Genomic DNA, 25836 nt, shown 5'->3' on the forward strand with positions numbered 1-25836 from the left:
CGATGGGTTTCAACCTTTCTGCCTGGGCGCTGCGCAACCGCCAGATCGTCCTGTTCCTGATGATCCTGCTGGCGGCCATTGGCGCCATGTCCTACACCAAACTCGGCCAGAGCGAGGACCCGCCGTTCACTTTCAAGGCCATGGTCATCCGTACCCTGTGGCCCGGTGCCACTGCCGAGGAAGTGTCGCGCCAGGTCACCGAGCGTATCGAGAAGAAGCTGATGGAAACCGGCGAGTACGAGCGGATCGTGTCGTTCTCTCGCCCGGGCGAATCGCAGGTCACCTTCATGGCCCGCGACTCGCTGCATTCCAAGGACATCCCCGAGCTGTGGTACCAGATCCGCAAGAAGGTCGCGGACATCCGCCACACCTTGCCGCCGGAAATCCAGGGCCCGTTCTTCAATGACGAGTTCGGCACTACCTTCGGCAATATCTATGCGCTGACGGGTGAGGGCTTCGACTACGCGGTGCTCAAGGACTATGCCGACCGTATCCAGATCCAGTTGCAGCGGGTCAAGGACGTGGGCAAGGTCGAGCTGATCGGCCTGCAGGACGAGAAAATCTGGATCGAGCTGTCCAACCTCAAGCTGGCCACCCTCGGCGTGCCGCTGGAGGCCGTGCAGCAGGCCCTGCAGGAGCAGAATGCGGTCAGCACCGCCGGCTTCTTCGAAACGCCCAGCGAGCGCCTGCAACTGCGGGTGAGCGGGCGCTTCGACAGCGTAGAGCAGATTCGCCAGTTCCCCATCCGCGTGGGTGACCGCACCTTCCGTATCGGCGATGTGGCCGAGGTGCACCGCGGCTTCAACGACCCGCCCGCACCGCGCATGCGCTTCATGGGCGAGGATGCCATTGGCCTGGCGGTGTCGATGAAGGACGGCGGCGACATTCTGGTGCTGGGCAAGGCATTGGAAAGCGAGTTCGAGCGCCTGGCGCGCAGCCTGCCGGCCGGCATGGAGCTGCGCAAGGTCTCGGACCAGCCGGCGGCGGTCAAGGCTGGCGTGGGCGAGTTTGTCCAGGTGCTGGTCGAGGCGCTGGTCATCGTGCTGCTGGTGAGCTTCTTCTCGCTGGGCCTGCGCACGGGGCTGGTGGTGGCGCTGGCCATCCCGCTGGTGCTGGCCATGACCTTCGCCGCCATGCACTACTTCGGCATCGGCCTGCACAAGATATCCCTTGGCGCGCTGGTGCTGGCCCTGGGCTTGCTGGTCGATGACGCGATCATTGCCGTGGAGATGATGGCGATCAAGATGGAGCAGGGCTACGACCGCCTCAAGGCGGCCAGCTACGCCTGGAGCAGCACCGCCTTCCCGATGCTCACCGGCACCCTGATCACGGCGGCGGGCTTCCTGCCCATTGCCACGGCAGCCTCCAGTACGGGCGAATACACCCGTTCGATCTTCCAGGTGGTGACCATCGCCTTGCTGACCTCCTGGGTGGCCGCCGTGGTATTCGTGCCTTACCTGGGCGAGCGCCTGCTGCCGGACCTGGCCAGGCTGCATGCCGCGCGCCATGGCAAGGATGGCCACGCGCCAGACCCTTACGCCACACCGTTCTACCAGCGTGTACGGCGTGTGGTGGAGTGGTGCGTGCGGCGGCGCAAGACGGTGATCCTGCTGACCATTGCCGCCTTTGTCGGCAGTATCCTGCTGTTCCGCTTCGTGCCCCAGCAGTTCTTCCCGGCCTCCGGGCGGCCGGAACTGATGGTCGACCTGAAACTGGCCGAGGGTGCCTCGCTGACCAACACCGCCGAGCGGGTCAAGCAACTGGAGGCGTTGCTCAAGCAGCAGGAGGGTATCGACAACTACGTGGCCTATGTGGGCACCGGTTCGCCGCGTTTCTACCTGCCGCTGGACCAGCAGCTGCCTGCGGCCAGCTTCGCCCAGTTCGTGGTACTGGCCAAGTCGATGGAAGACCGCGAGCGCCTGCGCAACTGGCTGATCAGCACCATGGACCAGCAGTTCCCCGACCTGCGTGCCCGGGTCACCCGCCTGGAAAACGGCCCGCCCGTGGGTTACCCGGTGCAGTTCCGAGTGACTGGCGAGCACATCGAGAAGGCCCGTGCGCTGGCCCGCGAGGTGGCCGACAAGGTGCGCCAGAACCCGCATGTGGTTAACGTTCACCTGGACTGGGAGGAGCCGAGCAAGGCGGTGTTCCTTGAGATCGACCAGGACCGCGCCCGCGCCCTGGGCGTGAGCACCGCGCACCTGTCGAGCTTCCTGCAAAGCTCGCTGACCGGCACCACGGTCAGCCAGTACCGCGAGGACAACGAGCTGATCGAGATCCTGCTGCGCGGCACCCGCCAGGAACGCAACGAGCTGGGCAACCTCGGCAGCCTGGCATTGCCGACCGACAATGACCAGAGCGTGGCGCTGTCGCAGGTTGCGACCCTGGAGTACGGCTTCGAGGAAGGCATCATCTGGCACCGTAACCGCTTGCCGACGGTGACCGTGCGCGCCGATATCTACGACAAGGAGCAGCCGGCGACGCTGGTGAAGCAAATCGAGCCGACCCTGCATGACATCCGCGCCAAGCTGCCGGATGGCTATTTGCTGGAAGTGGGCGGCACGGTGGAGGACTCCGAGCGCGGGCAGAAGTCGGTGAATGCCGGCATGCCGCTGTTCGTGGTGGTGGTGCTGAGCTTGCTGATGATCCAGCTGCGCAGCTTCTCGCGCACGGTGATGGTGTTCCTCACCGCGCCGCTGGGGCTGATTGGCGTGACCCTGTTCCTGCTGGTGTTCCGCCAGCCGTTCGGCTTTGTCGCCATGCTTGGCACCATTGCCCTGGCGGGGATGATCATGCGCAACTCGGTGATCCTGGTGGACCAGATCGAGCAGGACATCGCGGCGGGGCTGGAGCGCTGGCAGGCGATCATCGAAGCCACGGTGCGGCGCTTCCGCCCGATCGTGCTGACAGCACTGGCTGCGGTGCTGGCGATGATTCCGTTGTCGCGCAGTGTGTTCTACGGGCCAATGGCGGTGGCGATCATGGGCGGGTTGATCGTGGCCACGGTGCTAACCCTGCTGTTCTTGCCGGCTTTGTATGCGGCCTGGTTCAGGGTGAAGAAGGGCTGAACGTCGCAGGGGAGGGCTTTGCCCTCCTATCGCGACACAAGGCCGCTCCCACAAAGGTCCTGCATTCGCCGATCAATGTGGGAGCGGCCTTGTGTCGCGATGGGCTGCAAAGCAGCCCCCAGGGCCATCAGAGGGCGCCGAAGACCTTCTTGGCCAGGCTGGTAGCCGCTTCAGCCGGGTTCTGGCGAATGCTCTGCTCCTGCTTGGCAATCATTTCGAACAGGCCATCCAGTGCCTTTTCAGTCACGTAGTTCTCGATGCTGGCGCTCTTGGCATCGACCACACCCAACGCCACGGCCTGCCCGGCAAAGTTGTTGTACTGCTGAGCCAGGCCAACCTTGTCGGTAGCCTGCTTGACGATCGGCAGGAACTTGGCGCGGATCTGCTCGCGGCTGCTCTTGTTCAGGTACTGGGTAGCCGAGTCGTCACCGCCGCTGAGGATGCCCTTGGCATCGGTCACGCTCATGTTCTTCACGGCATCTACCAGAATCGCCTGGGCCTGCGGCACGGCAGCCTCGGCGGCCTTGTTCATGCTGGTTTCCAGGGCTTCGACCTGTTCACCCTTGCCGAACATCTTCATCGCCTTGGCGGCCTTGCCCAGGTTGCCTGGCAGTTCGATGCGCACATCCGGGTTGTTGCTGAAGCCGCCCGGGGTGCTCAGCTGCTTGACGGCCAGTTGTGCGCCTTGGGTCAGGGCATCCTTCAGGCCGCCGGTGGCGTCTTTCTGGGTCAGGTCGCCCAGCGACAGGGCCAGGGCACTGGCCGACAGCAGCAGGCCGGCGCACAGGGTGGTGAAACGCAGGGAAGTGCGGATCATGAAGCTTTCCTTGTAGACAGATGAATACGGGTATCAGCGAACCGGATCGACCTTGATCCGCACGGGCTGTGGGTCACTGCCGTCGAGCATGACGCCGTGGTGTTCGGTGTTGATGAACAGCAGCTTGCCGTCCAGCTCGATGCGCGCGCTTACCGCATAGCGGTGGCCGGGCTTGACCTGGGCCGGGTCGTAGGTGAGGTGGAACGGCAGCGGTACGTTGCCTTTGACCGGGCCGGCCTGGCGGGCCAGGGTCACCGCCGGGGCGTCCATCAGCGAGACGTCCTGCAGTTCCACGCTGAGGGTGGCGGCAGGTGGCAGGGCGCTGCGCTGCAGGTGCCATCCAGGCTGGCCTGGTTGGACGGGTTGTGGCTGGAACAGGCTGCGAGCAAGGATGCGCAACACAGCAGAAAGAGCTTTTTCATGGTATCTCCGAAGTCCTTGGCGTTGGCTTGTGGCCAACCCCAGGGACTTTAGCGGATTTCTTCTGGTGGGTCCTTGATGAAGATGCGACAAAGAGTGGGAGAGCAAGGCAAAGCGTAATATTCAGCTGCGGCGCGGCGGTCGCAGGCTGATTGCATCCAGTTGGCAACGCTTGAAACGGCGAGGCCGCCCTGTGTAGTCCACAGGGCGGCACCGACAGGAGAGCGTTTCAGGTGGCAACCGGGTCGACAGTTACCCGTTGTATGCCCGATACCGTGGCTGGTTCTATCGAGTGACGGCTGGTGTTGATGTAGCGCAGCTGGCCGTCTATCTCGATGCGCGCGGCGAGGGCATAGCTGCGGCGTGGGTCGATAAGGCTGGTATCAAACGTCAGCGGCAGATTGATCGGCATCAGGCCGCCACAGCGCAGACGCAACTCGGCAAGGCTGATGGAGCGCGCATCTGCCTTCGAAATATCGATCAGCTTCAATTCAACCAGGCCGGACGGTGCGAGCGTGTTATCGCCTGAGGAAACGATTTCAACGTTCAGCGTCTTCATTTGAGTCATGTTGGTGCTCCTGAGAGGGATGGGCTTGAAGTAGCGCCGTGATCCTGATCCCTCCCAAGGGCCGAGAGCAGCCTGAAAAACTACCTTTGCATAATCTCCACAGGCTCATCTTGGTGCAATGCCACCTGGCGGATCGAGAGGCGCAGCTCCGCCGACAGCACGCGCTTGGCCACGCCTTCGGCCAGCTCGCCGAGCTTGTCGTGATAACCCAGCTTGCCCTGGGCATCTGCATGCAGCACGCCTTGCTCGAGCAGGGTCTGGATGAAGTGGCGGAACAAGGTCTTGTCGAAGAACTCCGGGGCGTTCAGGCCGTGCAGGATCGACAGGCGCTGGGCCATCATCACGCACAGGTCTTCCAGTTCTTCGGCGCTGAGGCTGTTCTGGCCGCTGTTCAGCAGCAGCGAGGTGGCCATGTAGAAACGCTGCAGGGTCTGGGTGATGGTGCGGGCGAGCAGGGTCAGCAACACGAACTGCCGCGAGCTGGGTGCCGGGCGAATGTAGGTGTCGTTGTCCTGGCGCAGCAGCCCTTGCTCGACCAGTGCGGTCAGCCACTGGTCGATCACCGCATCCAGTTGCTCCGGCGTCCAGCGCAGGAACAGTTCGGCCTGCAGGTAGGGGTACAGCGCGTGCACATACTGGCCCAGCAGTTCGCGGCTCATGCGCGAACTGCTGAGGAAGAAGCTGGCCAGCAGCGCCGGCAGGGCGAAGATGTGCAGCACGTTGTTGCGGTAATAGGTCATGAGTACCGCGTTGCCTTCATCCAGGTACAGGATGCGGCCCAGGGCGTCCTTCTGCTCGGCCACCAGGTTCATCCCGCGCACGTGTTCGATCAGCGCCTGGCCGTCGCCGTCCGGCAGGGTGGTGTGCGGTGAGTAGGGCACCTGGCGCAGCAAGGCCAGGTACAGGTCGAGCACGCGGGTCAGGGCGCGCTCGTCCAGGGCCAGGCGGCTGGTGGACAGCAGCGCCAGGGCCACCAGGTTGACCGGGTTGATCGCGGCCGCCTCGTTGAGGTGTCGGGCCACGGTTTCGCCCAGGCGGGTGGTGGTGGCGTTGAGCCAGGCCGGGCGGTACTGCGGGCCGTGGTCCTGTTCACGCCAGCCGGGCTGTTGCTGGTCGAGGAAACCGGCCAGGCGGATCGGCTCGCCGAAGTTCACGTATACCTGGCCAAAGCGCTGCTTGAGCGCGCCGAACACCTTGAAGATATCGAAGATCGACTCTTTCTTCTTGCTGGCACCGCGCAGCTCGCCCAGGTAGGTGCGGCCTTCGAGCACGCGCTCGTAGCCGATGTACACCGGCACGAACACGATCGGCGTGCGCGACGAACGCAGGAAGCTGCGCAGGGTAATGGCCAGCATCCCGGTGCGCGGCTGCAGCATGCGCCCGGTGCGCGAGCGGCCGCCTTCGACGAAGTACTCGACCGGGAAGCCCTTGGTGTACAGGGTGTGCAGGTACTCGTTGAACACCGCGGTGTACAGCGGGTTGCCCTTGAACGTGCGGCGCATGAAGAAGGCACCGCCACGGCGCAGCAGGTTACCCACCAGCGGCATGTTGAGGTTGATGCCCGCGGCCACGTGCGGCGGTGTCAGGCCGTTGCGGAACAGCAGGTACGACAGCAGCAGGTAGTCGATATGGCTGCGGTGGCACGGCACATAGATCACTTCGTGGCCGGGGGCGATGCCTTGCACCTGCTCGATGTGGTTGACCTTGATGCCGTCGTAGATCTTGTTCCAGAACCAGCTCAGCACCACTTCGAGGAAGCGGATGGCGGTGTAGGTGTAGTCCGAGGCGATTTCGTTGCCATAGCGCAGAGCCTGGGCTTCGGCCTTGGCCAGCGGCAGGTTTTCGCGCTGCGCCTCATCGACGATGGCCTGGCGCACCTGGGGCGCGTGGATCAAGCCCTTGACCAGGTTGCGCCGGTGCGAGATGTCCGGGCCGATGACGGCGGTCTTGAGGTTGCGAAAGTGCACGCGCATCAGGCGCTGGGCCATGCGCACGGTGCGCTCGTGGCCTTTGTTGTGCTGTACCAGTTCGCGCAGGTGGATGGGCGCGGAGAACTGCACCCGGGTCTTGCGCCCGAGGATCAGCACGGTCAGCAACCGGCGCAGGCGCCCGGTAACCGCCCAGCTGTCGGCGAACAGCAACTTCCACGGGCTGGATTCACTTGCCGGGGTCTGGCCCCAGAACACACTGACCGGAATGATCTGCGCATCCTCTTCGGCATGCTGGCTGATGGCGGCGACCAGGCGCTCCAGGGTAGGCGGGGCGCCGCGCTTGTCATGGCGGCCGAGCCAGTCCGGGTCCGGGGTCAGGTAGAAGAATGCCGCCGGTTCCTGCAGCGGGCCAACCGCCACCGGCAGCACCGGGCGCGGCAGGCCTGCCTTGGTGCATTCATGGTCGAGCACGGCCAGGTCGGTGAGCGCGGGCGAGGGCAGGGCATAGAACACCGGGCGGCTGCGGTCGAGCTTGAGGGTGAGGGAGGACTGGTTGATGGTCTCGGAGCGCACCCACAGGTACAACAGGCGACGCAGGGCGCCGAAGATCAGGCGGCGCAGGGGGGAACGGGTCATGGGGTGTGTGCCCTGGGTGTGGTTTTCAGGTGGGTATCCAGCCAATTAGTCTGCCGTATCCGCGCAAGTTCAGCAAAAATCGCCGAACGGCGCGACGGTCATCAAATTTTTTTGTTCTGTGTCATATACTCGGCCTGCCACTTGCAAGATATTTGCGCAAGCGGCGTCGACACAGGGAGGGACTCTGTGTCTGCAAGGCGATCTTCACAATAAAAATCCGGAGTAGTTCAGATGTCGTCTCGTGAGACTGGGAATGTAAAGTGGTTCAACGATGCCAAGGGTTATGGCTTCATTCAGCGCGAAGGTGGTGCGGATGTATTCGTCCACTATCGGGCGATCCGCGGTGAGGGGCATCGTACCCTGGTCGAAGGACAGCGGGTGGAATACGCCTGCGTGCAGGGCCAGAAAGGCCTGCAAGCCGAGGACGTGGTAGGCCTCTGAGCCTCTGCTGTAATGGCCGGCTGACGCGGCCTGTGTAGGAGCGGCCTTGTGTCGCGAAAGGGCTGCGTAGCGGCCCCGGCAACAGGTGCCGTGCCGCCATTGTCAGGGGGCCGCTTTGCGGCCCTTCGCGACACAAGGCCGCTCCTACAGGAATCAACCTCCGGTGCGCCAGGTGATTTCCTCTTCACCGTCGGCGCTGATGCGGACCCAGCGGTCGGCATCTTCTTCCCCATCTTCCTCCACCCAGCCACCTGGCGCGCAGCGCACTTCCACGCCCAGTGCGGCGAATGCGGCGCGGGCGCAGGCAACGTCATCGGCCCACGGCGTCTGGTCGCTTTCCAGGTACAGGCTGTTCCATTTCCCTACAGCCTTGGGTAACCAGGTGACCGGAATGTTACCGGCCTGGCATTTGAAGGTATGGCCTTTCTGCTTCCATTCGCTGCATGGGCCGATTGCCTGGGCGAGCCACTCGGCAATCTGCTTGTGGTCGACGTCGGCGTCCTTCAGGTAGATCTCGATATCAGGTTGGCGCATAAGGGCTCCGGGTGTGCTCAGTCTTGGCGCACGAAATAGTCATAACGCATGGAAACCGTGACCTCGAACGGCTCGGGCTGGTCGATCACCCGGGCACGCTTTTCGGCACTGGCGCGCCAGCCGTGCGGGGTCATGGCCAGCAGGTCGGCGCGGGCCTTGGGCGCGGCCAGGCTCAGGCGGAACTCCAGGGTTTCGCTGTGGGCATGGGCCATGCCTTCTGGGACCAGGGCCAGGTGTTTGTCGTCGGCGTACGGGCGTACTTCATCGTAGAGCACTTCGCGCAGCTCCATCAGGTGGCCGCTGGTGGGGCCGACCCGCATCAAGCCGCCGCCGGGGCTGAGCAGGCGCTTGGCCTCGGCCCAGTCCAGCGGGCTGAACACGCTGGCGATGAACTGGCAGCTGGCGTCGGCCAGCGGCACGCGGGCCATGCTGGCGACCATCCAGGTAACCTCGGGCGCGCGGCGGCAGGCACGCTTGACCGCCTCACGGGAGATGTCCAGGGCGTAGCCGTCGGCAGCCGGCAGGGCCTGGGCGATCTGCGCGGTGTAGTAACCCTCGCCACAGCCGATGTCCAGCCAGGCACCGGGCTGGCGCTCGGCGGCCAGCTCGGCCAGGCGGCGCGCCACCGGCGCGTAGTGGCCGGCGTCGAGGAAATCGCGGCGGGCTTCGACCATGGCCTGGTTGTCACCCGGGTCGCGGCTGTTCTTGTGCTGCACCGGCAGCAGGTTCAGGTAACCCTGGCGGGCGCGGTCGAAGCGGTGGCCGGCCGGGCACACCACACCGTTGTCGAGCCGGCTCAGCGGTGCCTGGCAAAGAGGGCAGGCGAGCATCAGGCGAGCAACCGGACCAGGGTCTGGTAATAGATTTCGGTCAGCAGGTCGAGGTCGCTGGCCAGGATCCGCTCATCCACCTGGTGGATGGTGGCGTTGACCGGGCCGAGCTCGACCACCTGGGTGCCCATGGTGGCGATGAAGCGGCCATCGGAAGTACCGCCGCTGGTGGACGGCTGGGTGTCGCGGCCGGTGACGCCTTTGATGCTGGCCGAGACGGCGTCCAGCAGTTCGCCCGGTTCGGTGAGGAACGGCAGACCCGACAGTGCCCAGTCGATCGACCAGTCCAGTTCATGCTTGTCGAGGATCGCCGACACCCGCGCCTGCAGGCCTTCGACGGTCGACTCGGTGGAGAAGCGGAAGTTGAACAGTGCGGTCAGCTCGCCCGGGACCACGTTGGTGGCGCCGGTGCCGGAGTTGAGGTTGGAGATCTGGAAACTGGTCGGGGGGAAGAACGCATTGCCTTCGTCCCAGTGCTCGGCCGCCAGTTCCGCCAGGGCCGGTGCGGCCAGGTGGATCGGGTTGCGCGCCAGGTGCGGGTAGGCCACATGGCCCTGCTTGCCGCGCACGGTCAGCTTGGCGCCCAGCGAGCCACGGCGGCCGTTCTTGACCACGTCACCCAGCAGGGTGGTGCTGGAGGGTTCGCCGACGATGCACCAGTCCAGGCGCTCGTTGCGTGCTTTCAGGCGCTCGACCACGGCCTTGGTGCCATGGTGGGCCGGGCCTTCCTCGTCGCTGGTGATCAGGAACGCGACCTTGCCGCGGTGGCCCGGGTAGTCCTGCACGAAGCGCTCGCTGGCAATCACCATGGAGGCCAGGCTGCCTTTCATGTCGGCGGCGCCACGGCCGCAGAGCATGCCGTCGGCGTCGATCAGCGCTTCGAACGGCTCATGCTGCCATTGCTGCACCGGGCCGGTCGGTACCACGTCGGTGTGGCCGGCAAAACACAGCACCGGGCCATTCTGGCTGCCGTGGGTGGCCCAGAAATTGTCGACGTCCTCGAAGCGCATCGGCTCGAGCTGGAAGCCCACGGCGCCCAGGCGGTTCATCATCTGCGCCTGGCAGTCGGCGTCGACGGGGGTGACCGAGGGGCGGCGGATCAGGTCGCAGGCCAGTTGAAGGGTAGGCGAGAGCTCGGCAGGGGCCGTCATGGGGGACTCCGGGGCAAGGCAAGGCGGGGAAATCTGAGGGGCGTTATCTTATATCAAACCGTCAGGCCAATGGGGCCGCTTTGCGGCCCATCGCGACACAAGGCCGCTCCTACAGGCGATCTCGCCATATCTGACGGGATGCGATCCCCTGTAGGAGCGGCCTTGTGTCGCGATAGGGGCGCAAAGCGCCCCCGGCATTCTCAAGCCTGCTGCGCCTCGACGGCCTTTTCCCCAGGCTTGGGCAGCGAAGACAGGAACGCCATCACCAGCGCCGCCACATAAGGCAACGACTGCACCAGCAACATCGCCACCCAGAAGCGCATGTCCGAGCTCGGCAGCCCCTGTACCAGGTAGATGCCCAGCGCTGCGCCCCACAGCAGCAACATGATGAACAGCTCTTCCCGCGCCTCGGAAATCGCCACCAGCAGCCCGTGGCTGTCGGCGTTCTTCGGTGTGCGGAAGAACGGCATGCTGCTGGTGAAGAACCCGTACAGCACCGCCTTGGCGATGGTGTGCGACAGCGCCAGCCCGGCCAGCGCCGCAGCAAAGGCATCCTTCAGGTTCACCCCTACCGCGCGGCGGTAGAGGAAGACGATCTTGCCGACCTTGAAGAAGAACAGTGCCAGCGGCGGAATGGCAAAGATCATCAGCGGCGGGTCGACCCGGTGCGGCACGATGATCATCGCCGCCGACCACAGCAGCGCGCCGATGGTGAAGAAGATGTTCATGCCATCGGCGATCCACGGCAGCCAGCCGGCCAGGAAGTGGTAGCGCTGGCCGCGGGTCAGCTCGCTGCCCTTGCCGCGCAGCAGGGCGCTGGCGTGGTGCTTGATAATCTGGATGGCGCCATAGGCCCAGCGGAAGCGTTGCTTCTTGAAGTCGATGAAGGTGTCGGGCATCAGGCCCTTGCCGTAGCTGTTGTGGGCGTAGGCGGCCGACAGGCCCTTCTCGAATACCCGCAAGCCCAGTTCGGCGTCCTCGCAGATGCACCACTCGGCCCAGCCCAGCTCTTCCAGCACGCTGCGCCGGGTCATGGTCATGGTGCCGTGCTGGATGATCGCGTCACGGTCGTTGCGGGTGACCATGCCGATGTGGAAGAAGCCCTTGTACTCGCTGTAGCACAGCTTCTTGAAGGCGCTTTCGTGCTGGTCTCGGTAGTCCTGCGGCGACTGCACCACGGCAATCTTCGGGTCGGCGAAGTGCGGCACCATGTGCTTGAGCCAGTTGCGGTCGACGCAGTAGTCCGAGTCGATCACCGCGATCACTTCGGCGTCCTTGGCGGTGTGCGGGATCAGGTAGTTCAGTGCGCCGCCCTTGAAACCGGCCAGGGGCGCGACGTGGAAGAACCTGAAGCGCTCGCCGAGCTTCTCGCAATGGGCCTTGAGCGGCTCCCACACGGCCGGGTCCTTGGTGTTGTTGTCGATCACCAGCACTTCGTAGTCGGGGTAGTCCAGCGCGGCCAGGGCATCGAGGGTCTGTTTGACCATCTCCGGCGGCTCGTTGTAGCACGGCACATGCACCGATACCTTGGGCCGGTAGGCGCTGTCGGCCTGCACCGGCAGGAATTCGCGCCGGCGCTTGTGTATCCATACCGCCTCGGCCAGTTCGTGGGCCTCGGTCAGCAGCACGATGAACACGCCCAGCGCGCCGAGGGCCAGCAGCACGCCCACGGTCAGGCTGAACCAGGTGCTGTATTGCTGGCTGTAGTCGTAGGCGATCCATACCAGCACCGACCCGCACAGGAAGGTGATGAAGGTCAGGAAGGTGCGGCCGCGCTGGCGCAGGGCCGAACCGTCGATGAACAGCACCATCAGGGCAATCATCGCCAGCACCACCGAGGCAACCGCCAGGGCGCGCCATTGCGGGATCGCCACCACCGGGCCGTCAAAGTTGAATTTTTGCTGGCGTTCGGCGTTGTACACGCCCCAGTAGGCGCCGACCGAGCCTTCGTCGCTGGCCTTCCACGGCTGGTCGTAGGCCTCGATGACGAAGTAATTGTAACCACGGCGGTTGAGGGTGTTGACCAGGGTACGCAGGTAGATGGCCTGGTCGGCCTGGGTGGCATCGGCGCCGCCGCGCATGCGGCCGTTGCTCGGCCAGCCGACTTCCGACAGCAGCAGGGGTTTGCGCGGGAACTGGTGCTTCAGTTCGCGGGCGCGGTCGAGCACGAACTCGACCGAATCCTTCATCGGCACGAACTCCCAGTACGGCAGGATGTGCGCGGCAATCAGGTCGACGTGCTTGGCCAGCTGCGGGTTTTCCTTCCAGATGTGCCACTGCTCACTGGTGGTCACCGGCACCTTGACCGCTGCGCGTACCCGGTCCAGGTACTTGATCAGGTTTTCCGGGGTGACTTCTTCGCGGAACAATGCCTCGTTACCGACCACAACCCGCACCACGCTGCGCGAGGTGTTGGCCAGCTGGATGGCCGTGGCGATTTCGCGTTCGTTGCGCTCCAGGTCCGGGCTGATCCAGATGCCCAGCGTCACCCGCAGGCCGAATTCCTCGGCCAGGCGCGGGATATCCGCCTGGGTGCCCTCCACGGTGTAGATCCGGATGCTGTCGGTCAGTTTGCTCAACTGCTCCAGGTCCTGGCGCATCTCGTCGTCACTGGGGTACTGGCCCTTCTGCGGGCTTTCGCCCAGACGGAACGGTGAATACGAGAATCCAGAGATCTGTTCTGGCCAGGCGGGGGCGGAGACCGGGCGGTTGATCAGTGCCCAGAACCCGGTGAACAACGCGGCGATGGCCAGGACCACGACCAGGTTCAGGCCGAATTTACGTGAAGACATTGTCGTCCATATGTGTCGAAGTGATAGGACATTAAAGCAGGGTTGGTAGTCTCTTTCCTAACGATGCAGGCCATGGGCCCGCTGGCATATAATGCGCGCCGGTTTTTTGGGGTATGAACATGAGCACAGAAGATCCACGCTTCGCCGGCGTTGCCCGGCTGTATGGCGACCAGGGGCTGCACCGTCTGGGCCAGGCCCATGTGGCCGTGGTCGGTATTGGCGGGGTAGGCTCGTGGGCGGCGGAAGCGCTGGCCCGCAGTGGCGTGGGCGAGATCACCCTGTTCGACCTCGACGATGTGTGCGTGAGCAACACCAACCGCCAGGCCCATGCCCTGGATGGGCAGGTGGGGCGGCCCAAGGTCGAGGTCATGGCCGAGCGCCTGCGGGCGATCAACCCGGCGTGCACGGTGCATGCAGTGGCCGACTTCGTCACCCGCGACACCATGGTCGAGTACATTACCGAGAACCTAGACTGTGTGATCGACTGCATCGACAGCGTCATGGCCAAGGCGGCGCTGATTGCCTGGTGCCGGCGGCGCAAGATCGCCATCGTCACCACGGGGGGCGCCGGTGGGCAGATCGACCCGACACAGATCCAGATCGCCGACCTGAACAAGACCTTCAACGACCCGCTGGCCTCGCGGGTGCGTTCCACCCTGCGTCGCGACTACAACTTCTCGCGCAATGTCAGCCGCAACTATGGCGTGCCATGCGTGTTCTCCAGCGAACAGCTGCGCTACCCCAAGGGCGATGGCAGCGTTTGCCTGCAGAAAAGCTTCGTGGGTGAGGGCGTGCGGTTGGACTGCGCGGGAGGCTTTGGCGCGGTGATGATGGTGACCGCGACCTTTGGCATGGTGGCGGCGAGCAAGGCGGTGGAAAAACTGGTAGCGGGGGCGCGGCGACCTTCGGAGCGGGTCAAGCCTGAATAACTGCTTCTGGCCCACTCGGTCCTTGTAGGAGCGGCCTTGTGTCGCGAAAGGGGCGCGTAGCGGCCCCAGGTTCCCAGTTTCGCCACAGAGATTGACGGGGCCGCTTTGCGGCCCTTTCGCGACACAAGGCCGCTCCTACAGGTAAAGCGCCAGCCAAAACGCCACGCGATAACTGTGGGAGCGGGCGAGCCCGCGAAGAGGCCAGCACCGATTCAACGGTTGGACGCCAGCTCCGCCATCCGCTGCAACACCGCATGCAGGCCATTGCTGCGCGACGGCGAAAGCTGGCGCTCCAGGCCCAGCTGAGTGAACCACTCACGCAGATCGAGCCCGGCGAGCTCTTCACTGGCCAATCCCTGCACCCGCACCAGCAACAACGCCAGCAGCCCACGCAACAGGCGTGCATCACTGCTGGCCTTGAACCGCCACAGGCCCTCGACCTGCTCGGCCACCAGCCATACCAGGCTTTCGCAGCCATGCACCCGGTTGGCCTCGGTCTTTTCAGTGTCAGCCAGCGGTTCCAGCCGGTCGCCCCACTGCATCAGAAGCCGCGCACGCTGTTCCCAGCCCTTGCCCTGCTCGAAAGCTTCCAGCGCCTGGCGCGCCTGATCCGGCACGGTCATCGCAACAGCTCCAGGCCTTGATCCAGCGCCGCGAAGAAACGCTGCAAGTCATCGCTGTCGTTATACAGCCCCAATGACACGCGGATTGCGCCCTCCAGGCCCAGGCCCTGCAGCAGCGGCATGGCACAGTGGTGCCCGGCACGCACGGCAATGCCTTGCTCGGTCAGCAGGTGGGCGATGTCGGCGTTATGCACGCCGTCGATGACGAAACTGGCAAGGGCCGCCTGTGGCGTGCCCAGGATGCGAACGCCATCGCGGTCCGCCAGGCCACGCAGCAGGTACTGGTGCAGGCTGGTTTCATGGGCTTCGAGCGCCTGGGCATCGAGGCTGGCCAGGTAGTCCAGGGTTGCACCCAGGCCGATCACCCCGGCGATCGGCGGCGTGCCTGCCTCGAACCCCAGCGGCGCCGGGCGGAAGCTGGCGCTGTGGTATTCGGCCAGTTGCACCATCTCGCCACCGAACTGCCAGTGGTGCAGCAGTTCCAGCGCCTGGCTGCGGCCGTACAGCACACCGACGCCTTCCGGGCCGTACAGCTTGTGGCTGGAGAACACATAGAAGTCGCAGCCAAGCTGTTGCACATCATGGCGGCCATGCACCACGCCCTGGGCACCGTCGACAACGGTCAGCGCGCCTTGGGCGCGGGCATGGGCCAGCAGCGCCGGCAGCGGCTGCCAGGTACCCAGTACGTTGGACAGCTGGCTCACCGCCAGCACCCGGGTGCGCGGGCCGATCAGTTGCAGCGCCTGGTCCAGGTCGATGCGGCCATGGGCATCCAGCGGCAGCACCACCAGGCGCAGGTTGCGCCGGCGCGCCAGTTGTTGCCAGGGCAGCAGGTTGGCATGGTGCTCCAGGGCACTGACGGCAATTTCGTCACCGGCCTCGAAGCGGTGTTCCAGGCCATAGGCCAGCAGGTTCAGCGCCGAAGTGGCACCGTGGGTGAAGATGATCTGCCGCGAGTCTGCCGCATTGAGCCAGGCGGCAACCTTGTCGCGGCTGGTTTCGAAGGCCTGGGTCGCCAGTGCGCCGGGCAAGTGCTGGGCACGGTGCACGTTGGCCGCGCCATGGCCGTAGTAATGGCTCAGGGCATCGAGCAGGGCTTGCGGCTTCTGGGTGGTGGCGGCGCTGTCCAGGTAGGTCTGGTGCTGCCGTTGCAGGGCGGCGATGGCGGGAAAATCGGCACGCCAGGGGGAGGGCTGAAACATGGTCGCGGGGCCTGGAATGAAAATCGGGTCTGGCGTGGTGCCAGACCCGATCTTAACATTTCAAACGCTGAGAATCCGCTGTTCGCGAGTAAGCTCGCTCCGGCAGCGGTTGAAGGGTTCTCAGTTGTGCGCGTGCAGCGCCTCGTTCAGCTCGATGGCCGACTTGTGGGTCTTGCACTCCACCGCGCCGTTCAGCGAGTTGCGGCGGAACAGCAGGTCGGTCTGGCCGGCCAGGTCGCGGGCCTTGACCACTTTGACCAGCTGGTTGTTCTCGTCCAGCAGGTTCACCTTGGTACCGGCGGTGATGTACAGGCCGGCTTCGACGGTGTTGCGGTCGCCCAGCGGAATGCCGATACCGGCGTTGGCGCCGATCAGGCAGCCTTCGCCAACCTTGATGACGATGTTGCCGCCACCGGACAGGGTGCCCATGGTCGAGCAGCCACCGCCCAGGTCCGAGCCCTTGCCGACGAATACGCCAGCGGAAACGCGGCCTTCGATCATGCCCGGGCCTTCGGTGCCAGCATTAAAGTTGACGAAGCCTTCGTGCATGATGGTGGTGCCTTCGCCGATGTAGGCGCCCAGGCGCACGCGGGCGGTGTCGGCGATACGCACGCCGGCCGGGACCACGTAGTCGGTCATTTTCGGGAACTTGTCCACCGAGAACACTTCCAGCAGCTCGCCCTTCAGGCGCGCTTCCAGTTGCAGTTCGGCGAGTTCGGCCAGGTCGACCGCGCCCTGGTTGGTCCAGGCCACGTTCGGCAGCAGCGGGAAGATGCCGGCCAGGCTCACGCCGTGCGGCTTGACCAGGCGGTGCGACAGCAGGTGCAGCTTGAGGTAGGCCTCTGGGGTCGAGGTCAGCGCGGCGTCTTCGGCCAGCAGGGTGGCGACCAGCGGCTTGTGGCTTTCGGCCAGGCGGGTCAGCAGGGCGGCCTGGGCGGCATCCACGCCTTTCACAGCTTCGGCCAGTTGCGCGGCCTGGGCGTTGCTGAAGGCGATGGCCTGGTTGCCACCTTGGTAACCGAGAACAGGGGCTACTGCAGCGACCAGTTCGGCGCTCGGGTTGAGCAGCGGTTGTGCGTAGAACACTTCCAGCCAGGCGCCCTGGCGGTTCTGGGAGCCGACACCGAAGGCCAGGCTGAACAGGGTATTGGACATGTGATTACCTCGTGCGAAATAGGGTAGGGGCTCAGGCCAGGGCAGCGGCGTACAGGTCGGGCTTGAAGCCGACCAGAGTGCGCGCGCCAAGGTCGAGCACCGGGCGCTTGATCATCGACGGCTGGGCCAGCATCAGCTCGACGGCCTTGGCCTGGTCGAGGTCGGCCTTGCTGGCGTCGTCCAGCTTGCGGAAGGTGGTGCCGGCACGGTTGAGGATGACTTCCCAGCCGTGTTCGTCGCACCAGCGGTTCAGGCTGTCACGGTCGATGCCTTGGGCCTTGTAGTCGTGGAATTCGTAGGCGATGGCCTGGTCTTCGAGCCAGGTACGTGCCTTTTTCATGGTGTCACAGGCTTTGATGCCGTAGAGCGTGTAGGTCATTTGTGTACATTGGGGATCACAGGCTGCCCCAATCTCTCCGTTTTCCGATTTCAGTCGCGGGATTATGCGGGAACGATCCTGTGAGCGCCACGGGTGTGCATGTCTTGGGTCTTGCAGTGTGTCGGAGACCGAGCGCCGCCCGCGCGGCGCTTCGCAGCACAAGGCTGCTCCTACATCTGTTTCGGGCCAGTAACGCCTGTGCCAGTGCACGCGACCGCCTTGTTCGTACAACGCGATATCGAGCCATACGCCAAAGCGTTCGCGCACAAACCTCACAGGATTAATTGGCCCGAAACAGATGTAGGAGCAGCCTTGTGCTGCGAAGCGCCGCGCGGGCGGCGCTCGATCTCACAGGCACTGCAAGACTCAGGCATGCATCTGCCGGGCGATAAGGGGTCGAGCCTGCGCCACCGACAAACCGCAGTATCATCATGTTACATATTCAACCGCCACCTGCGACTATCGTGCAGCGGCCCCGATTCCCCCATCGCCGCTAACATATTGTTTCAATGGCGATGTTTCGCCCTGTTGTCGTTTCTGGTTCACAAAGGAAGCTTTCCCGGATGCAGTCCGCCTACACCGTCCTCATCCTGCTGACGCTGGTCAGCGTGTCGAAGCTGGTCGGCCGCATGATTCCGCTGCCCTTGCCGCTGGTACAGATCGCCGCCGGCGCCTTGCTTGCGTGGCCGACACTGGGCCTGCATGTGGCACTGGACCCCGAGCTGTTCCTGTTCCTGTTCCTGCCGCCGTTGCTGTTCGCCGACGGCTGGCGCATTCCCAAGCGCGAGTTGTGGCGCATTCGTGGGCCGGTGGTGGCGCTGGCCGTGGGCCTGGTGCTGTTTACCGTGGTCGGGGCCGGTTACTTCATTCACTGGCTGCTGCCGAGCATCCCGCTGCCCGTGGCCTTCGCCCTGGCCGCAGTGTTGTCGCCAACCGACGCCGTGGCGGTTTCGGCCATTACCCAGGACCGCCTGCCCACCCCGCTGATGCACATGCTCCAGGGCGAGGCCCTGATGAACGATGCCTCGGGCCTGGTGACCTTCAAGTTCGCCCTGGCGGCGGCGATCACCGGGGTGTTCTCGCTGACCGACGCAAGCTTCAGCTTCGTACTGGTCGCCCTGGGCGGCCTGGCGGTGGGCGTGGCACTCAGCTGGCTGATCGGCCGCCTGCGTGCCTGGATGATCGCTCGCGGCTGGGACGACCCGGCCACCCACGTGGTGTTCATGTTGCTGCTGCCGTTCGCTGCCTACGTGCTGGCCGAGCGCCTGGGCGTGTCGGGCATCCTTTCGGCGGTAGCGGCTGGCATGATGCAGAGCTGGCTCGACCTGCTGCCACGGCAGACCAGCACGCGCCTGCTCAACCGCAGCGTGTGGTCACTGCTGGAGTTCGCTTTCAACGGCCTGATCTTCCTGCTGCTGGGCTTGCAGTTGCCGGACATCATCAAGGCCGTGGTCAGCCATGAGCCCACCGTTTGGCCGACCCTGGCCTGGCGCTGCCTGGACGTGGTGGCGATCTTTGTGGCGCTGATCTTGCTGCGGTTCATCTGGGTCCAGAGCATCTGGCGCTCGATCGGTGTGGTACGCCGCTGGCGCGGCAAGCCGGCGCTGGTGCTGATGCCCACGGCGCGCTCCTGCTGGTTGCTGACCCTGGGTGGTGTGCGCGGTGCGGTCACCCTGGCCGGCGTGATGTCGATTCCGTTGTTGATGGGAGCAGGCAAGGCCTTCCCGGAGCGTGACCTGCTGATCTTCATTGCGGCCGGGGTGATTCTGCTGTCGTTGATCAGTGCCTGTATCGCGTTGCCGCTGTTGCTGCGCGGGGTGACCAAGAGCCCGGACGAGCGCTTGCACCAGGAAGTGCAGGAGGCCTGGCGACGCACGGCCGAGGCGGCGATCCATGCGCTGGAGGCAGAGGAAGTGATCGACAGCAATGCGCCGCAGGATGCCGCGCAGGCGACCCTGGCGACCGAGTTGAAGGCGCGCTTGATGGCGGAATACCGCGATGAGCTGGACAGCTACAACGACAGTGCCGAAGCCAAGGCGCTGGCCGAGCAGATGGACCTGCTGGAGCGGCGTTTGCGCTTGCGGGCGCTGCGGGCGCAGCGGCTGGAGCTGTATGAGCTGCATCGCCAGCATCTGGTGGGGGATGAAGTGGTGCGGCAGGTGCTGGGTGAGCTGGATATGAGTGAAGCGAACCTAGGGTCAGTCAGGTAGACCGCAGGGGGCCGCTTTGCGGCCCTGTGGGAGCGGGTTTACCCGCGAATCAGGCGACGCGGTGCATGGCACCGGCTGTGCCGGTGTTCGCGGGTAAACCCGCTCCTACAGGTACTGCACAACACTCGAGAGTTGTACGGCCCCTGTCGAATCAGCGGTTCTGCAGGAACTCGCGAATCCGCTCCGCCGCCTCGATGCACTCGGCCAGCGGTGCAACCAGTGCCATGCGCACACGCCCGGCGCCCGGGTTCACGCCATCCACTTCGCGCGACAGGTACGACCCCGGCACCACCGTCACATGCTGGGCCTCGAACAGGTCGCGAGTGAACTCGGCATCGCCGCCGGGCACCTTGGCCCACAGGTAGAAGCTGCCATCCGGGCGCTGCACGTCCAGCACCGGCTGCAGGATATCCAGCACGGCATCGTACTTGGCGCGGTACTGGTCGCGGTTCTCGCGCACATGCGCCTCGTCCTGCCAGGCAGCGATGCTGGCCAGCTGGGTTTGTACCGGCATGGCGCAGCCGTGATAGGTACGGTACAGCAGGAACGGCTTGATGATCTCGGCGTCACCGGCGACGAAGCCCGAGCGCAGGCCCGGCAGGTTGGAGCGCTTGGACAGGCTGTGGAATACCACGCAGCGCTTGAAGTCGCTGCGGCCCAGTTCCGCACAGGCAGTCAGCAGGCCTGGTGGCGGGGCATCCTCGTCGAAGTACAGCTCGCTGTAGCACTCGTCGGCGGCAATCACGAAGTCGTGCTCGTCGGCCAGGGCAATCAGCTTCTTCAGGGTGTCCATCGGCACCAGTGCGCCGGTGGGGTTGCCCGGCGAGCACAGGAACAGGATCTGGCAACGCTTCCACACTTCAGCCGGCACGGCGTCGAAGTCGGGGTTGAAACCGTTGCTTTCCAGGCACGGCAGGTAGTGCGGGGTGGCACCGGCCAGCAGCGCTGCGCCTTCGTAGATCTGGTAGAACGGGTTGGGGCTGACCACCAGGCCGTCATCGGCGCGGTTGATCACGGCCTGGGTGAAGGCGAACAGCGCTTCACGGGTGCCGTTGACCGGCAGGATGTGGCGGTCGGCATCCAGCCAGCCGGCCGGTACGCCGAAGCGCCGCTCGCACCACTGGCCAATGGCCTGGCGCAGGGCGGGCAGGCCGATGGTGCTCGGGTACACCGCCAGCTTGTCGAGGTTATCGGCCATGGCCTGGGCGACGAACGCCGGCGATTCGTGCTTCGGCTCACCGATCGACAGGGCGATGGCGCGCTTGTCCGCCGCAGGTGCAACGCTGCCCAGCAGGGCACGGAGTTTCTCGAACGGGTAGGGCTGAAGCTGGGTCAAGGCATGGTTCATCGGCGCAAGGTCTCGTCAATCGTCTAGTCGTTAAAAGGTCACGCGGGTGGGGCTGGCATCGCTGGCCTGGCCGGCCTGCAGCTGCTGGACGATGGCTTCCTGCAGTCGGCTGCACAGCTGTGGGTCGGACAGCGGCTGGTTGTCGGCATCGGTGATGAAGAACACGTCTTCCACCCGCTCGCCAAGGGTGGCGATCTTGGCGTTCTGCAGCGACAGGTCGAACTCCAGGAAGATCCGCCCCAGCCGGGCCAGCAGGCCTGGGCGGTCGGGCGCGGTGATTTCGAGGATGGTCACCGGCCGCTGGGCATCGTTGAGGATGGTCACCTGTGGCGGGAAGTCGAAGTGCTTGAGCTGGCGCGGTACCCGGCGCTGGATGATGGTCGGGTAGTCCTCGGGGTTGCGCAGCGCTTCGGTCAGGCCGTCGCGAATCTGCTTGACCCGCTGCGGGTTGTCGCCGATCGAGCCGCCGTCGTTGTCCAGCACGATGTAGGTGTCGAGGGTGAACTGGCTGCTCGAGGTGATGATCCGCGCGTCATGAATGTTCAGGTTCAGCTGCGACATGGCCGCCACCGTCACGGCGAAAAAGTCGTGCTGGTCGGGGGCATAGATGAAGATCTGCGTGCCACCCTCGAACTCGCGCTGGGTGGTTTCCTTGATCAGCACCAGCGGCCCGCCATCGGCCGGCTGCTGGAGGATCGCGTCACTGTGCCAGGCCACGTCGGCGGCGGTGTGCTTGAGGAAGTAGTCATCGCCCAGCTGCGACCACAGCTGCTCGACGTCGTCCGGGTCGGTGCCTTCGCGCACCAGGATATCCAGCGCCGCCGATTGGGTCTGGCGAATCTGCTCCTCGCGGTCCAGCGGGTTTTCCAGGCCACGGCGCAGGGCGCGCTTGGTCTCGGTGTACAGCTGGCGCAGCAGGCTGGCCCGCCACGAGTTCCACAGGCTGGGGTTGGTGGCGTTGATATCGGCCACGGTCAGCACGTACAGGTAGTCCAGGCGCGTCTCGTCGCCCACGTGCAGGGCAAAATCGTTGATCACCTGAGGGTCGGACAGGTCCTTGCGCTGGGCGGTGGTCGACATCACCAGGTGGTTCTGCACCAGCCAGACGATCAGCCGGCTGTCCCAGGCTGGCAACTGGTGGCGCTCGCAGAACTTCTGCGCATCCACGGCGCCCAGCTCGGAATGGTCGCCCTGGCGGCCCTTGCCGATGTCGTGGTACAGGCCGGCCAGGTAGATCAGCTCGGGCTTGGGCAGGCGGCCCATGAGCTTGCTGGCCAGCGGGAATTTCTCGGACACCGGCGTGTATTGCAGCTTGCGCAGGTGCTTGATGAGGTTGAGGGTGTGCGCATCGACCGTATAGATGTGGAACAGGTCGTGCTGCATCTGCCCGACGATCAGGCCGAACTCCGGCAGGTAGCGGCCGAGGATGCCGTAGCGGTTCATCCGCCGCAGGTTGCGGTGGATGCCGATTTCGCACTTGAACAGCTCGATGAACAGGCTGGTGTTGCGGATATCGGTGCGGAAGGTATCGTCGATCAGGTGCCGGTGCTCGCGCAGCAGCCGCACGGTATCGGCGCGTACGCCCTTGATCTCGGGGTGCTGGGCCATCAGCACGAAGATTTCCAGCATGGCGAACGGCGTGCGCTTGAACACGTTCGGCCTGGCCGCTTCTATGTAGCCGTCATGCAGGCGGAAGCGCGCGTTCAGCGGCTGGGTAGTGCCGCTGTCGTCATCGGCGAGGATGACCTCCTCGAAGTGCTGGATGATCAGGTCGCACAGCTGGCTGATGCTCATCACCACCCGGTAGTACTGCTGCATGAACTGCTCGATCGCCCGCTTGGGGTTGTCGTCGCTGTAGCCCAGCAGCGCGGCGATGCTGCGCTGGTGGTCGAACAGCAGGCGATCCTCGGCGCGCCCGGCCAGCATGTGCAAGGCGTAGCGCACCCTCCACAGGAAGTCCTGGGACGAAGCCAGCAGTTCGTTCTCGCTTTCCAGCAGGAAACCTTCGCCGGCCAGCGCGTGCAGGTTGAGGGTGCCGTACTGGCGGCGGGCCACCCACAGCACTGTCTGGATGTCGCGCAGGCCGCCGGGCGAACCTTTCACATTGGGTTCGAGGTTGTACTCGGTGTCGTTGTACTTGTGGTGGCGGGCCTTGAGTTCGGCCCGCTTGGCCAGGAAGAAGTCCTTGCTCGGCCACATGTGCGCAGTGCTGGTCACCTCCAGCATGCGCTGGCGCAGGGCCTCGGGGCCGGCAATGGTGCGGCTTTCCATCAGGTTGGTGATGACCGTCAGGTCGGCACGGGCCTGCTCGGCGCACTCGTCGACGGTGCGCACGCTCTGGCCCACTTCCAGGCCGATGTCCCACAGCAGGGTGAGAAACCGCTCGATGGCATCGCGATACTGCTCGTGTTCGGCAGCACCCAGCAGGATCAGCAGGTCGATGTCCGAATGCGGGTGCAGCTCACCGCGCCCGTAGCCACCCACCGCGACCAGGGCGATGCCGCTCTGGTCGCCCCAGTCGAACTGGTTCCAGGCCTGTTGCAGGATGTTGTCGACGAGCCAGGCGCGGGCCTCGATCAGTGGGCGGATTTCGCTGCCACTGCGGAAACGCTTGTCAAGCACCTCGCCGGCCTGGCGGATGGCTTTCTTGAAGGCGGCGATGGGGCTCGCCTTGAGGGCCAGTTCCGCCTGGAACTGGCCGCGGTCGAACAGCTCGGGGTCCACCTGGGGCATCGCGTCACGTTCCTGTCGTGGGGGTGGCCTGTGGGAGTGCGGTCAGGCCGAGGTGCGCGGGATGGTGTCGTCCTTGCGCAGGGTGAAGATCTCGTAGCCGGTCGCGGTCACCACCAGGGTGTGCTCCCACTGGGCCGAGAGCTTGCGGTCCTTGGTGATGGCGGTCCAGCCGTCGCCCAGCACCTTGGTGTCGGCCTTGCCCTGGTTGATCATCGGCTCGATGGTGAAGGTCATGCCTTCCTTCAGCTCCATGCCGGTGCCGGCGCGGCCGTAGTGCAGGATCTGCGGCTCTTCGTGGAACACCTTGCCGATGCCATGGCCGCAGAACTCGCGCACCACCGAGAAGCCGTTCTTTTCAGCGTGCTTCTGGATCACTTCGCCGATGTCGCCCAGGCGGCAGCCCGGCTTGACCAGTTCGATGGCCTTGTACATGCACTCCTGGGTGACCTTGGACAGGCGCTCGGCCCATACCGGCACGGTGCCGACGTGGAACATGCGGCTGGTGTCGCCGTGGTAGCCGTCCTTGATCACGGTGACGTCGATGTTCAGCGTGTCACCGTCCTTGAGCGGCTTGTCGTTGGGGATGCCGTGGCAGACCACATGGTTGATCGAGGTGCAGATCGACTTCGGGTAGCCCTTGTAGTTGAGCGGTGCCGGGATGGCCTGCTGGACGTTGACGATGTAGTCGTGGCACAGGCGGTCCAGCTCTTCGGTGGTGACACCGGGCTTGACGTGTTCCTCGATCATTTCCAGCACGTCGGCGGCCAGGCGGCCAGCGATGCGCATCTTCTCGATGTCTTCTGCGGTCTTGATGGTGACGGTCATTACAGGCTCTCTACAGCGCCGCATGCGGCGCGAACAAACGGGAAAGGCCGGATTCTAGCAGAGCAGGGCGCCGATCGGTCGGGATAAAGGCGGCCATGCTGCTGTCTACAGCTGGCATTCTGGCGCGAAAGCCGGGGTGCTGCAAAAACCGCTGACGGACGCAACAGTATCCGGGTTCCGTTCGGCCGCGGTCTGTGGTATAAAATGCGCCGCTTTCGGGGACGACCCCGTCAGCACTTAACCCACACACGTGTCGACACGATGACCTGGGTGCCCCGAGTTGCAGAATTCGCGGGTTGGTCATTGGGATACGTGGAGGCCCAACCCGACTTATCAAGGAACTATCATGTCCCAAGTCAACATGCGCGATATGCTGAAGGCCGGTGTGCACTTCGGCCACCAGACCCGTTACTGGAACCCGAAAATGGGCAAGTACATTTTCGGCGCGCGTAACAAGATCCACATCGTCAACCTGGAAAAAACCCTGCCAATGTTCAACGACGCTCTGTCGTTCGTAGAGCGCCTGGCCCAGGGCAAGAACAAGATCCTGTTCGTCGGCACCAAGCGTTCCGCCGGCAAGATCGTCGCCGAGCAAGCTGCTCGTTGCGGTTCGCCGTACGTTGACCACCGTTGGTTGGGCGGCATGCTGACCAACTACAAGACCATCCGCGCTTCGATCAAGCGTCTGCGCGACCTGGAAACCCAGGCCGAAGACGGCACTTTCGCCAAGCTGACCAAGAAAGAAGCCCTGATGCGCTCCCGCGACCTGGAAAAACTGGATCGCAGCCTGGGCGGCATCAAGGACATGGGCGGTCTGCCAGACGCTCTGTTCGTTATCGACGTTGATCACGAGCGCATCGCGATCACCGAAGCCAACAAGCTGGGCATCCCGGTTATCGGCGTTGTCGATACCAACAGCAGCCCGGAAGGTGTTGACTACATCATCCCAGGTAACGATGACGCCATCCGCGCTATCGAGCTGTACATGACTTCGATGGCTGACGCAGTCATCCGCGGCCGTAACAACGTTGCCGGCGGCACCGAAGTTTACGCTGAAGAAGCGGCTGCACCTGCTGCCGAGTAATTAGACGCTAGCGTCGACTTGGCACGCAAAAAGGGGGCTCTGCCCCCTTTTTGCCACCTTGAAATCCTGCTGTCAGCATCGGCCCCGCATCATGGGCTCGCTGAGATAAACACAGCGGATTTGCAGAATTGAACGCCCGTGACGAACGGGTGGAATGGTT

The 25836-nt window shown here is 64.5% G+C and carries 19 protein-coding genes and 1 pseudogene; 5 read left to right on the forward strand and 15 right to left on the reverse strand.

Features of this window, described 5'->3' with window-relative positions; all coding sequences use genetic code 11:
• Positions 1–2: 2 nt before the first annotated feature.
• Positions 3–3068 carry an efflux RND transporter permease subunit gene (locus ABIB24_RS05245; RefSeq protein ID WP_274079234.1) on the forward strand — a complete coding sequence of 1022 codons (3066 nt, stop codon included), beginning with the start codon at positions 3–5 and terminating at the stop codon, positions 3066–3068.
• 127 nt (positions 3069–3195) lie between these two features.
• On the opposite strand, the gene ABIB24_RS05250 is transcribed toward ABIB24_RS05245, so the two are convergent.
• The 4 genes and pseudogenes from ABIB24_RS05250 to plsB form a co-directional block, all read right to left on the reverse strand.
• The gene (locus ABIB24_RS05250; RefSeq protein ID WP_025337957.1) at positions 3196–3885 is read right to left on the reverse strand and encodes a DUF4197 domain-containing protein; all 690 of its coding nucleotides are present in this window, start codon (positions 3883–3885) and stop codon (positions 3196–3198) included.
• Positions 3886–3918: 33 nt separating this feature from the next.
• Positions 3919–4307, reverse strand: a pseudogene (locus ABIB24_RS05255) (YbaY family lipoprotein).
• 227 nt (positions 4308–4534) lie between these two features.
• The gene (locus ABIB24_RS05260; protein ID WP_274079236.1) at positions 4535–4873 is read right to left on the reverse strand and encodes a YbaY family lipoprotein; all 339 of its coding nucleotides are present in this window, start codon (positions 4871–4873) and stop codon (positions 4535–4537) included.
• Positions 4874–4953: 80 nt separating this feature from the next.
• The gene (gene plsB / locus ABIB24_RS05265) at positions 4954–7440 is read right to left on the reverse strand and encodes a glycerol-3-phosphate 1-O-acyltransferase PlsB (protein WP_354316184.1); all 2487 of its coding nucleotides are present in this window, start codon (positions 7438–7440) and stop codon (positions 4954–4956) included.
• A 231-nt stretch (positions 7441–7671) separates the two neighbouring features.
• On the opposite strand from plsB, the gene ABIB24_RS05270 reads away from it, so the two are divergent.
• On the forward strand, positions 7672–7881 hold the full coding sequence (locus ABIB24_RS05270; RefSeq protein WP_003252255.1) for a cold-shock protein: 210 nt from the start codon (positions 7672–7674) through the stop codon (positions 7879–7881).
• Between the two features lie 153 nt (positions 7882–8034).
• Here ABIB24_RS05270 and ABIB24_RS05275 read toward each other — a convergent pair whose 3' ends face one another.
• The 4 genes from ABIB24_RS05275 to ABIB24_RS05290 form a co-directional block, all read right to left on the reverse strand.
• Complete coding sequence (locus ABIB24_RS05275) at positions 8035–8415, reverse strand: hypothetical protein (protein WP_039614802.1); 381 nt, start codon at positions 8413–8415, stop codon at positions 8035–8037.
• A 17-nt stretch (positions 8416–8432) separates the two neighbouring features.
• A complete protein-coding gene (locus tag ABIB24_RS05280) occupies positions 8433–9245 on the reverse strand; it encodes a putative RNA methyltransferase (protein ID WP_025337963.1) in 813 nt (270 codons plus the stop codon).
• Positions 9245–10396 (reverse strand): succinyl-diaminopimelate desuccinylase, encoded by a 1152-nt coding sequence (gene dapE / locus ABIB24_RS05285; protein ID WP_354316185.1) that lies wholly within the window; start codon positions 10394–10396, stop codon positions 9245–9247. Before dapE ends, ABIB24_RS05280 begins: the two co-directional genes overlap by 1 nt.
• A gap of 200 nt (positions 10397–10596) precedes the next feature.
• Positions 10597–13188, reverse strand: a complete 2592-nt coding sequence (locus ABIB24_RS05290) for a glycosyltransferase (RefSeq protein ID WP_274079238.1) — start codon at positions 13186–13188, stop codon at positions 10597–10599.
• A gap of 119 nt (positions 13189–13307) precedes the next feature.
• Here ABIB24_RS05290 and tcdA point away from each other — a divergent pair, with 119 nt between their 5' ends.
• Complete coding sequence (tcdA, locus tag ABIB24_RS05295; protein WP_167506581.1) at positions 13308–14117, forward strand: tRNA cyclic N6-threonylcarbamoyladenosine(37) synthase TcdA; 810 nt, start codon at positions 13308–13310, stop codon at positions 14115–14117.
• Between the two features lie 212 nt (positions 14118–14329).
• Here tcdA and ABIB24_RS05300 read toward each other — a convergent pair whose 3' ends face one another.
• The 4 genes from ABIB24_RS05300 to ABIB24_RS05315 form a co-directional block, all read right to left on the reverse strand.
• On the reverse strand, positions 14330–14740 hold the full coding sequence (locus tag ABIB24_RS05300) for a SufE family protein (RefSeq protein ID WP_274079239.1): 411 nt from the start codon (positions 14738–14740) through the stop codon (positions 14330–14332).
• Entirely contained in the window at positions 14737–15942 is a 1206-nt protein-coding gene (locus ABIB24_RS05305) for a cysteine desulfurase (protein ID WP_137163164.1), read from the reverse strand. The genes ABIB24_RS05300 and ABIB24_RS05305 overlap by 4 nt, the downstream gene beginning before the upstream one ends.
• 120 nt (positions 15943–16062) lie before the next feature.
• Positions 16063–17097 carry a 2,3,4,5-tetrahydropyridine-2,6-dicarboxylate N-succinyltransferase gene (gene dapD / locus ABIB24_RS05310; RefSeq protein ID WP_025337969.1) on the reverse strand — a complete coding sequence of 345 codons (1035 nt, stop codon included), beginning with the start codon at positions 17095–17097 and terminating at the stop codon, positions 16063–16065.
• Between the two features lie 31 nt (positions 17098–17128).
• Entirely contained in the window at positions 17129–17476 is a 348-nt protein-coding gene (locus tag ABIB24_RS05315) for an ArsC family reductase (RefSeq protein ID WP_025337970.1), read from the reverse strand.
• Between the two features lie 563 nt (positions 17477–18039).
• Here ABIB24_RS05315 and ABIB24_RS05320 point away from each other — a divergent pair.
• On the forward strand, positions 18040–19686 hold the full coding sequence (locus ABIB24_RS05320; RefSeq protein WP_013971247.1) for a Na+/H+ antiporter: 1647 nt from the start codon (positions 18040–18042) through the stop codon (positions 19684–19686).
• 151 nt (positions 19687–19837) lie between these two features.
• On the opposite strand, the gene dapC is transcribed toward ABIB24_RS05320, so the two are convergent.
• Genes dapC through map form a run of 3 tightly spaced genes read right to left on the reverse strand, consistent with a single transcriptional unit; the run spans position 19838 to position 24592 of the window.
• Positions 19838–21034: a succinyldiaminopimelate transaminase gene (dapC, locus tag ABIB24_RS05325; protein WP_354316186.1), complete on the reverse strand. Its 1197-nt coding sequence runs from the start codon at positions 21032–21034 to the stop codon at positions 19838–19840.
• Positions 21035–21064: 30 nt separating this feature from the next.
• On the reverse strand, positions 21065–23767 hold the full coding sequence (locus ABIB24_RS05330; protein WP_274119682.1) for a [protein-PII] uridylyltransferase: 2703 nt from the start codon (positions 23765–23767) through the stop codon (positions 21065–21067).
• 42 nt (positions 23768–23809) lie between these two features.
• Positions 23810–24592, reverse strand: coding sequence for a type I methionyl aminopeptidase (map, locus tag ABIB24_RS05335; protein WP_025337973.1), 783 nt, complete (start codon positions 24590–24592; stop codon positions 23810–23812).
• Positions 24593–24938: 346 nt separating this feature from the next.
• Between map and rpsB the strand changes: the two genes are divergently transcribed.
• Entirely contained in the window at positions 24939–25676 is a 738-nt protein-coding gene (gene rpsB, locus ABIB24_RS05340) for a 30S ribosomal protein S2 (protein WP_003252287.1), read from the forward strand.
• The last annotated feature ends 160 nt before the right edge of the window (positions 25677–25836 follow it).

Origin of the sequence: Pseudomonas sp. UYEF17, assembly GCF_040546125.1 — a bacterium.
GTDB lineage: Bacteria > Pseudomonadota > Gammaproteobacteria > Pseudomonadales > Pseudomonadaceae > Aquipseudomonas > Aquipseudomonas putida_Z.

Bases quoted from the DNA above. Each gene is read 5' to 3' on its own strand.
- ABIB24_RS05300 (WP_274079239.1), bottom strand. From the start codon at position 14,740: ATGACCGTGCCGGATCAGGCGCGCCAGGCGCTGGAAGCTTTCGAGCAG.
- dapE (WP_354316185.1), bottom strand. From the start codon at position 10,396: ATGACGGCCCCTGCCGAGCTCTCGCCTACCCTTCAACTGGCCTGCGAC.
- plsB (WP_354316184.1), bottom strand. From the start codon at position 7,440: ATGACCCGTTCCCCCCTGCGCCGCCTGATCTTCGGCGCCCTGCGTCGC.
- ABIB24_RS05280 (WP_025337963.1), bottom strand. From the start codon at position 9,245: ATGCTCGCCTGCCCTCTTTGCCAGGCACCGCTGAGCCGGCTCGACAAC.
- rpsB (WP_003252287.1), top strand. From the start codon at position 24,939: ATGTCCCAAGTCAACATGCGCGATATGCTGAAGGCCGGTGTGCACTTC.
- ABIB24_RS05315 (WP_025337970.1), bottom strand. From the start codon at position 17,476: ATGACCTACACGCTCTACGGCATCAAAGCCTGTGACACCATGAAAAAG.
- map (WP_025337973.1), bottom strand. From the start codon at position 24,592: ATGACCGTCACCATCAAGACCGCAGAAGACATCGAGAAGATGCGCATC.
- ABIB24_RS05305 (WP_137163164.1), bottom strand. From the start codon at position 15,942: ATGTTTCAGCCCTCCCCCTGGCGTGCCGATTTTCCCGCCATCGCCGCC.
- tcdA (WP_167506581.1), top strand. From the start codon at position 13,308: ATGAGCACAGAAGATCCACGCTTCGCCGGCGTTGCCCGGCTGTATGGC.
- dapC (WP_354316186.1), bottom strand. From the start codon at position 21,034: ATGAACCATGCCTTGACCCAGCTTCAGCCCTACCCGTTCGAGAAACTC.
- ABIB24_RS05245 (WP_274079234.1), top strand. From the start codon at position 3: ATGGGTTTCAACCTTTCTGCCTGGGCGCTGCGCAACCGCCAGATCGTC.
- ABIB24_RS05260 (WP_274079236.1), bottom strand. From the start codon at position 4,873: ATGACTCAAATGAAGACGCTGAACGTTGAAATCGTTTCCTCAGGCGAT.
- ABIB24_RS05330 (WP_274119682.1), bottom strand. From the start codon at position 23,767: ATGCCCCAGGTGGACCCCGAGCTGTTCGACCGCGGCCAGTTCCAGGCG.
- ABIB24_RS05275 (WP_039614802.1), bottom strand. From the start codon at position 8,415: ATGCGCCAACCTGATATCGAGATCTACCTGAAGGACGCCGACGTCGAC.
- ABIB24_RS05320 (WP_013971247.1), top strand. From the start codon at position 18,040: ATGCAGTCCGCCTACACCGTCCTCATCCTGCTGACGCTGGTCAGCGTG.
- ABIB24_RS05270 (WP_003252255.1), top strand. From the start codon at position 7,672: ATGTCGTCTCGTGAGACTGGGAATGTAAAGTGGTTCAACGATGCCAAG.
- dapD (WP_025337969.1), bottom strand. From the start codon at position 17,097: ATGTCCAATACCCTGTTCAGCCTGGCCTTCGGTGTCGGCTCCCAGAAC.
- ABIB24_RS05290 (WP_274079238.1), bottom strand. From the start codon at position 13,188: ATGTCTTCACGTAAATTCGGCCTGAACCTGGTCGTGGTCCTGGCCATC.
- ABIB24_RS05250 (WP_025337957.1), bottom strand. From the start codon at position 3,885: ATGATCCGCACTTCCCTGCGTTTCACCACCCTGTGCGCCGGCCTGCTG.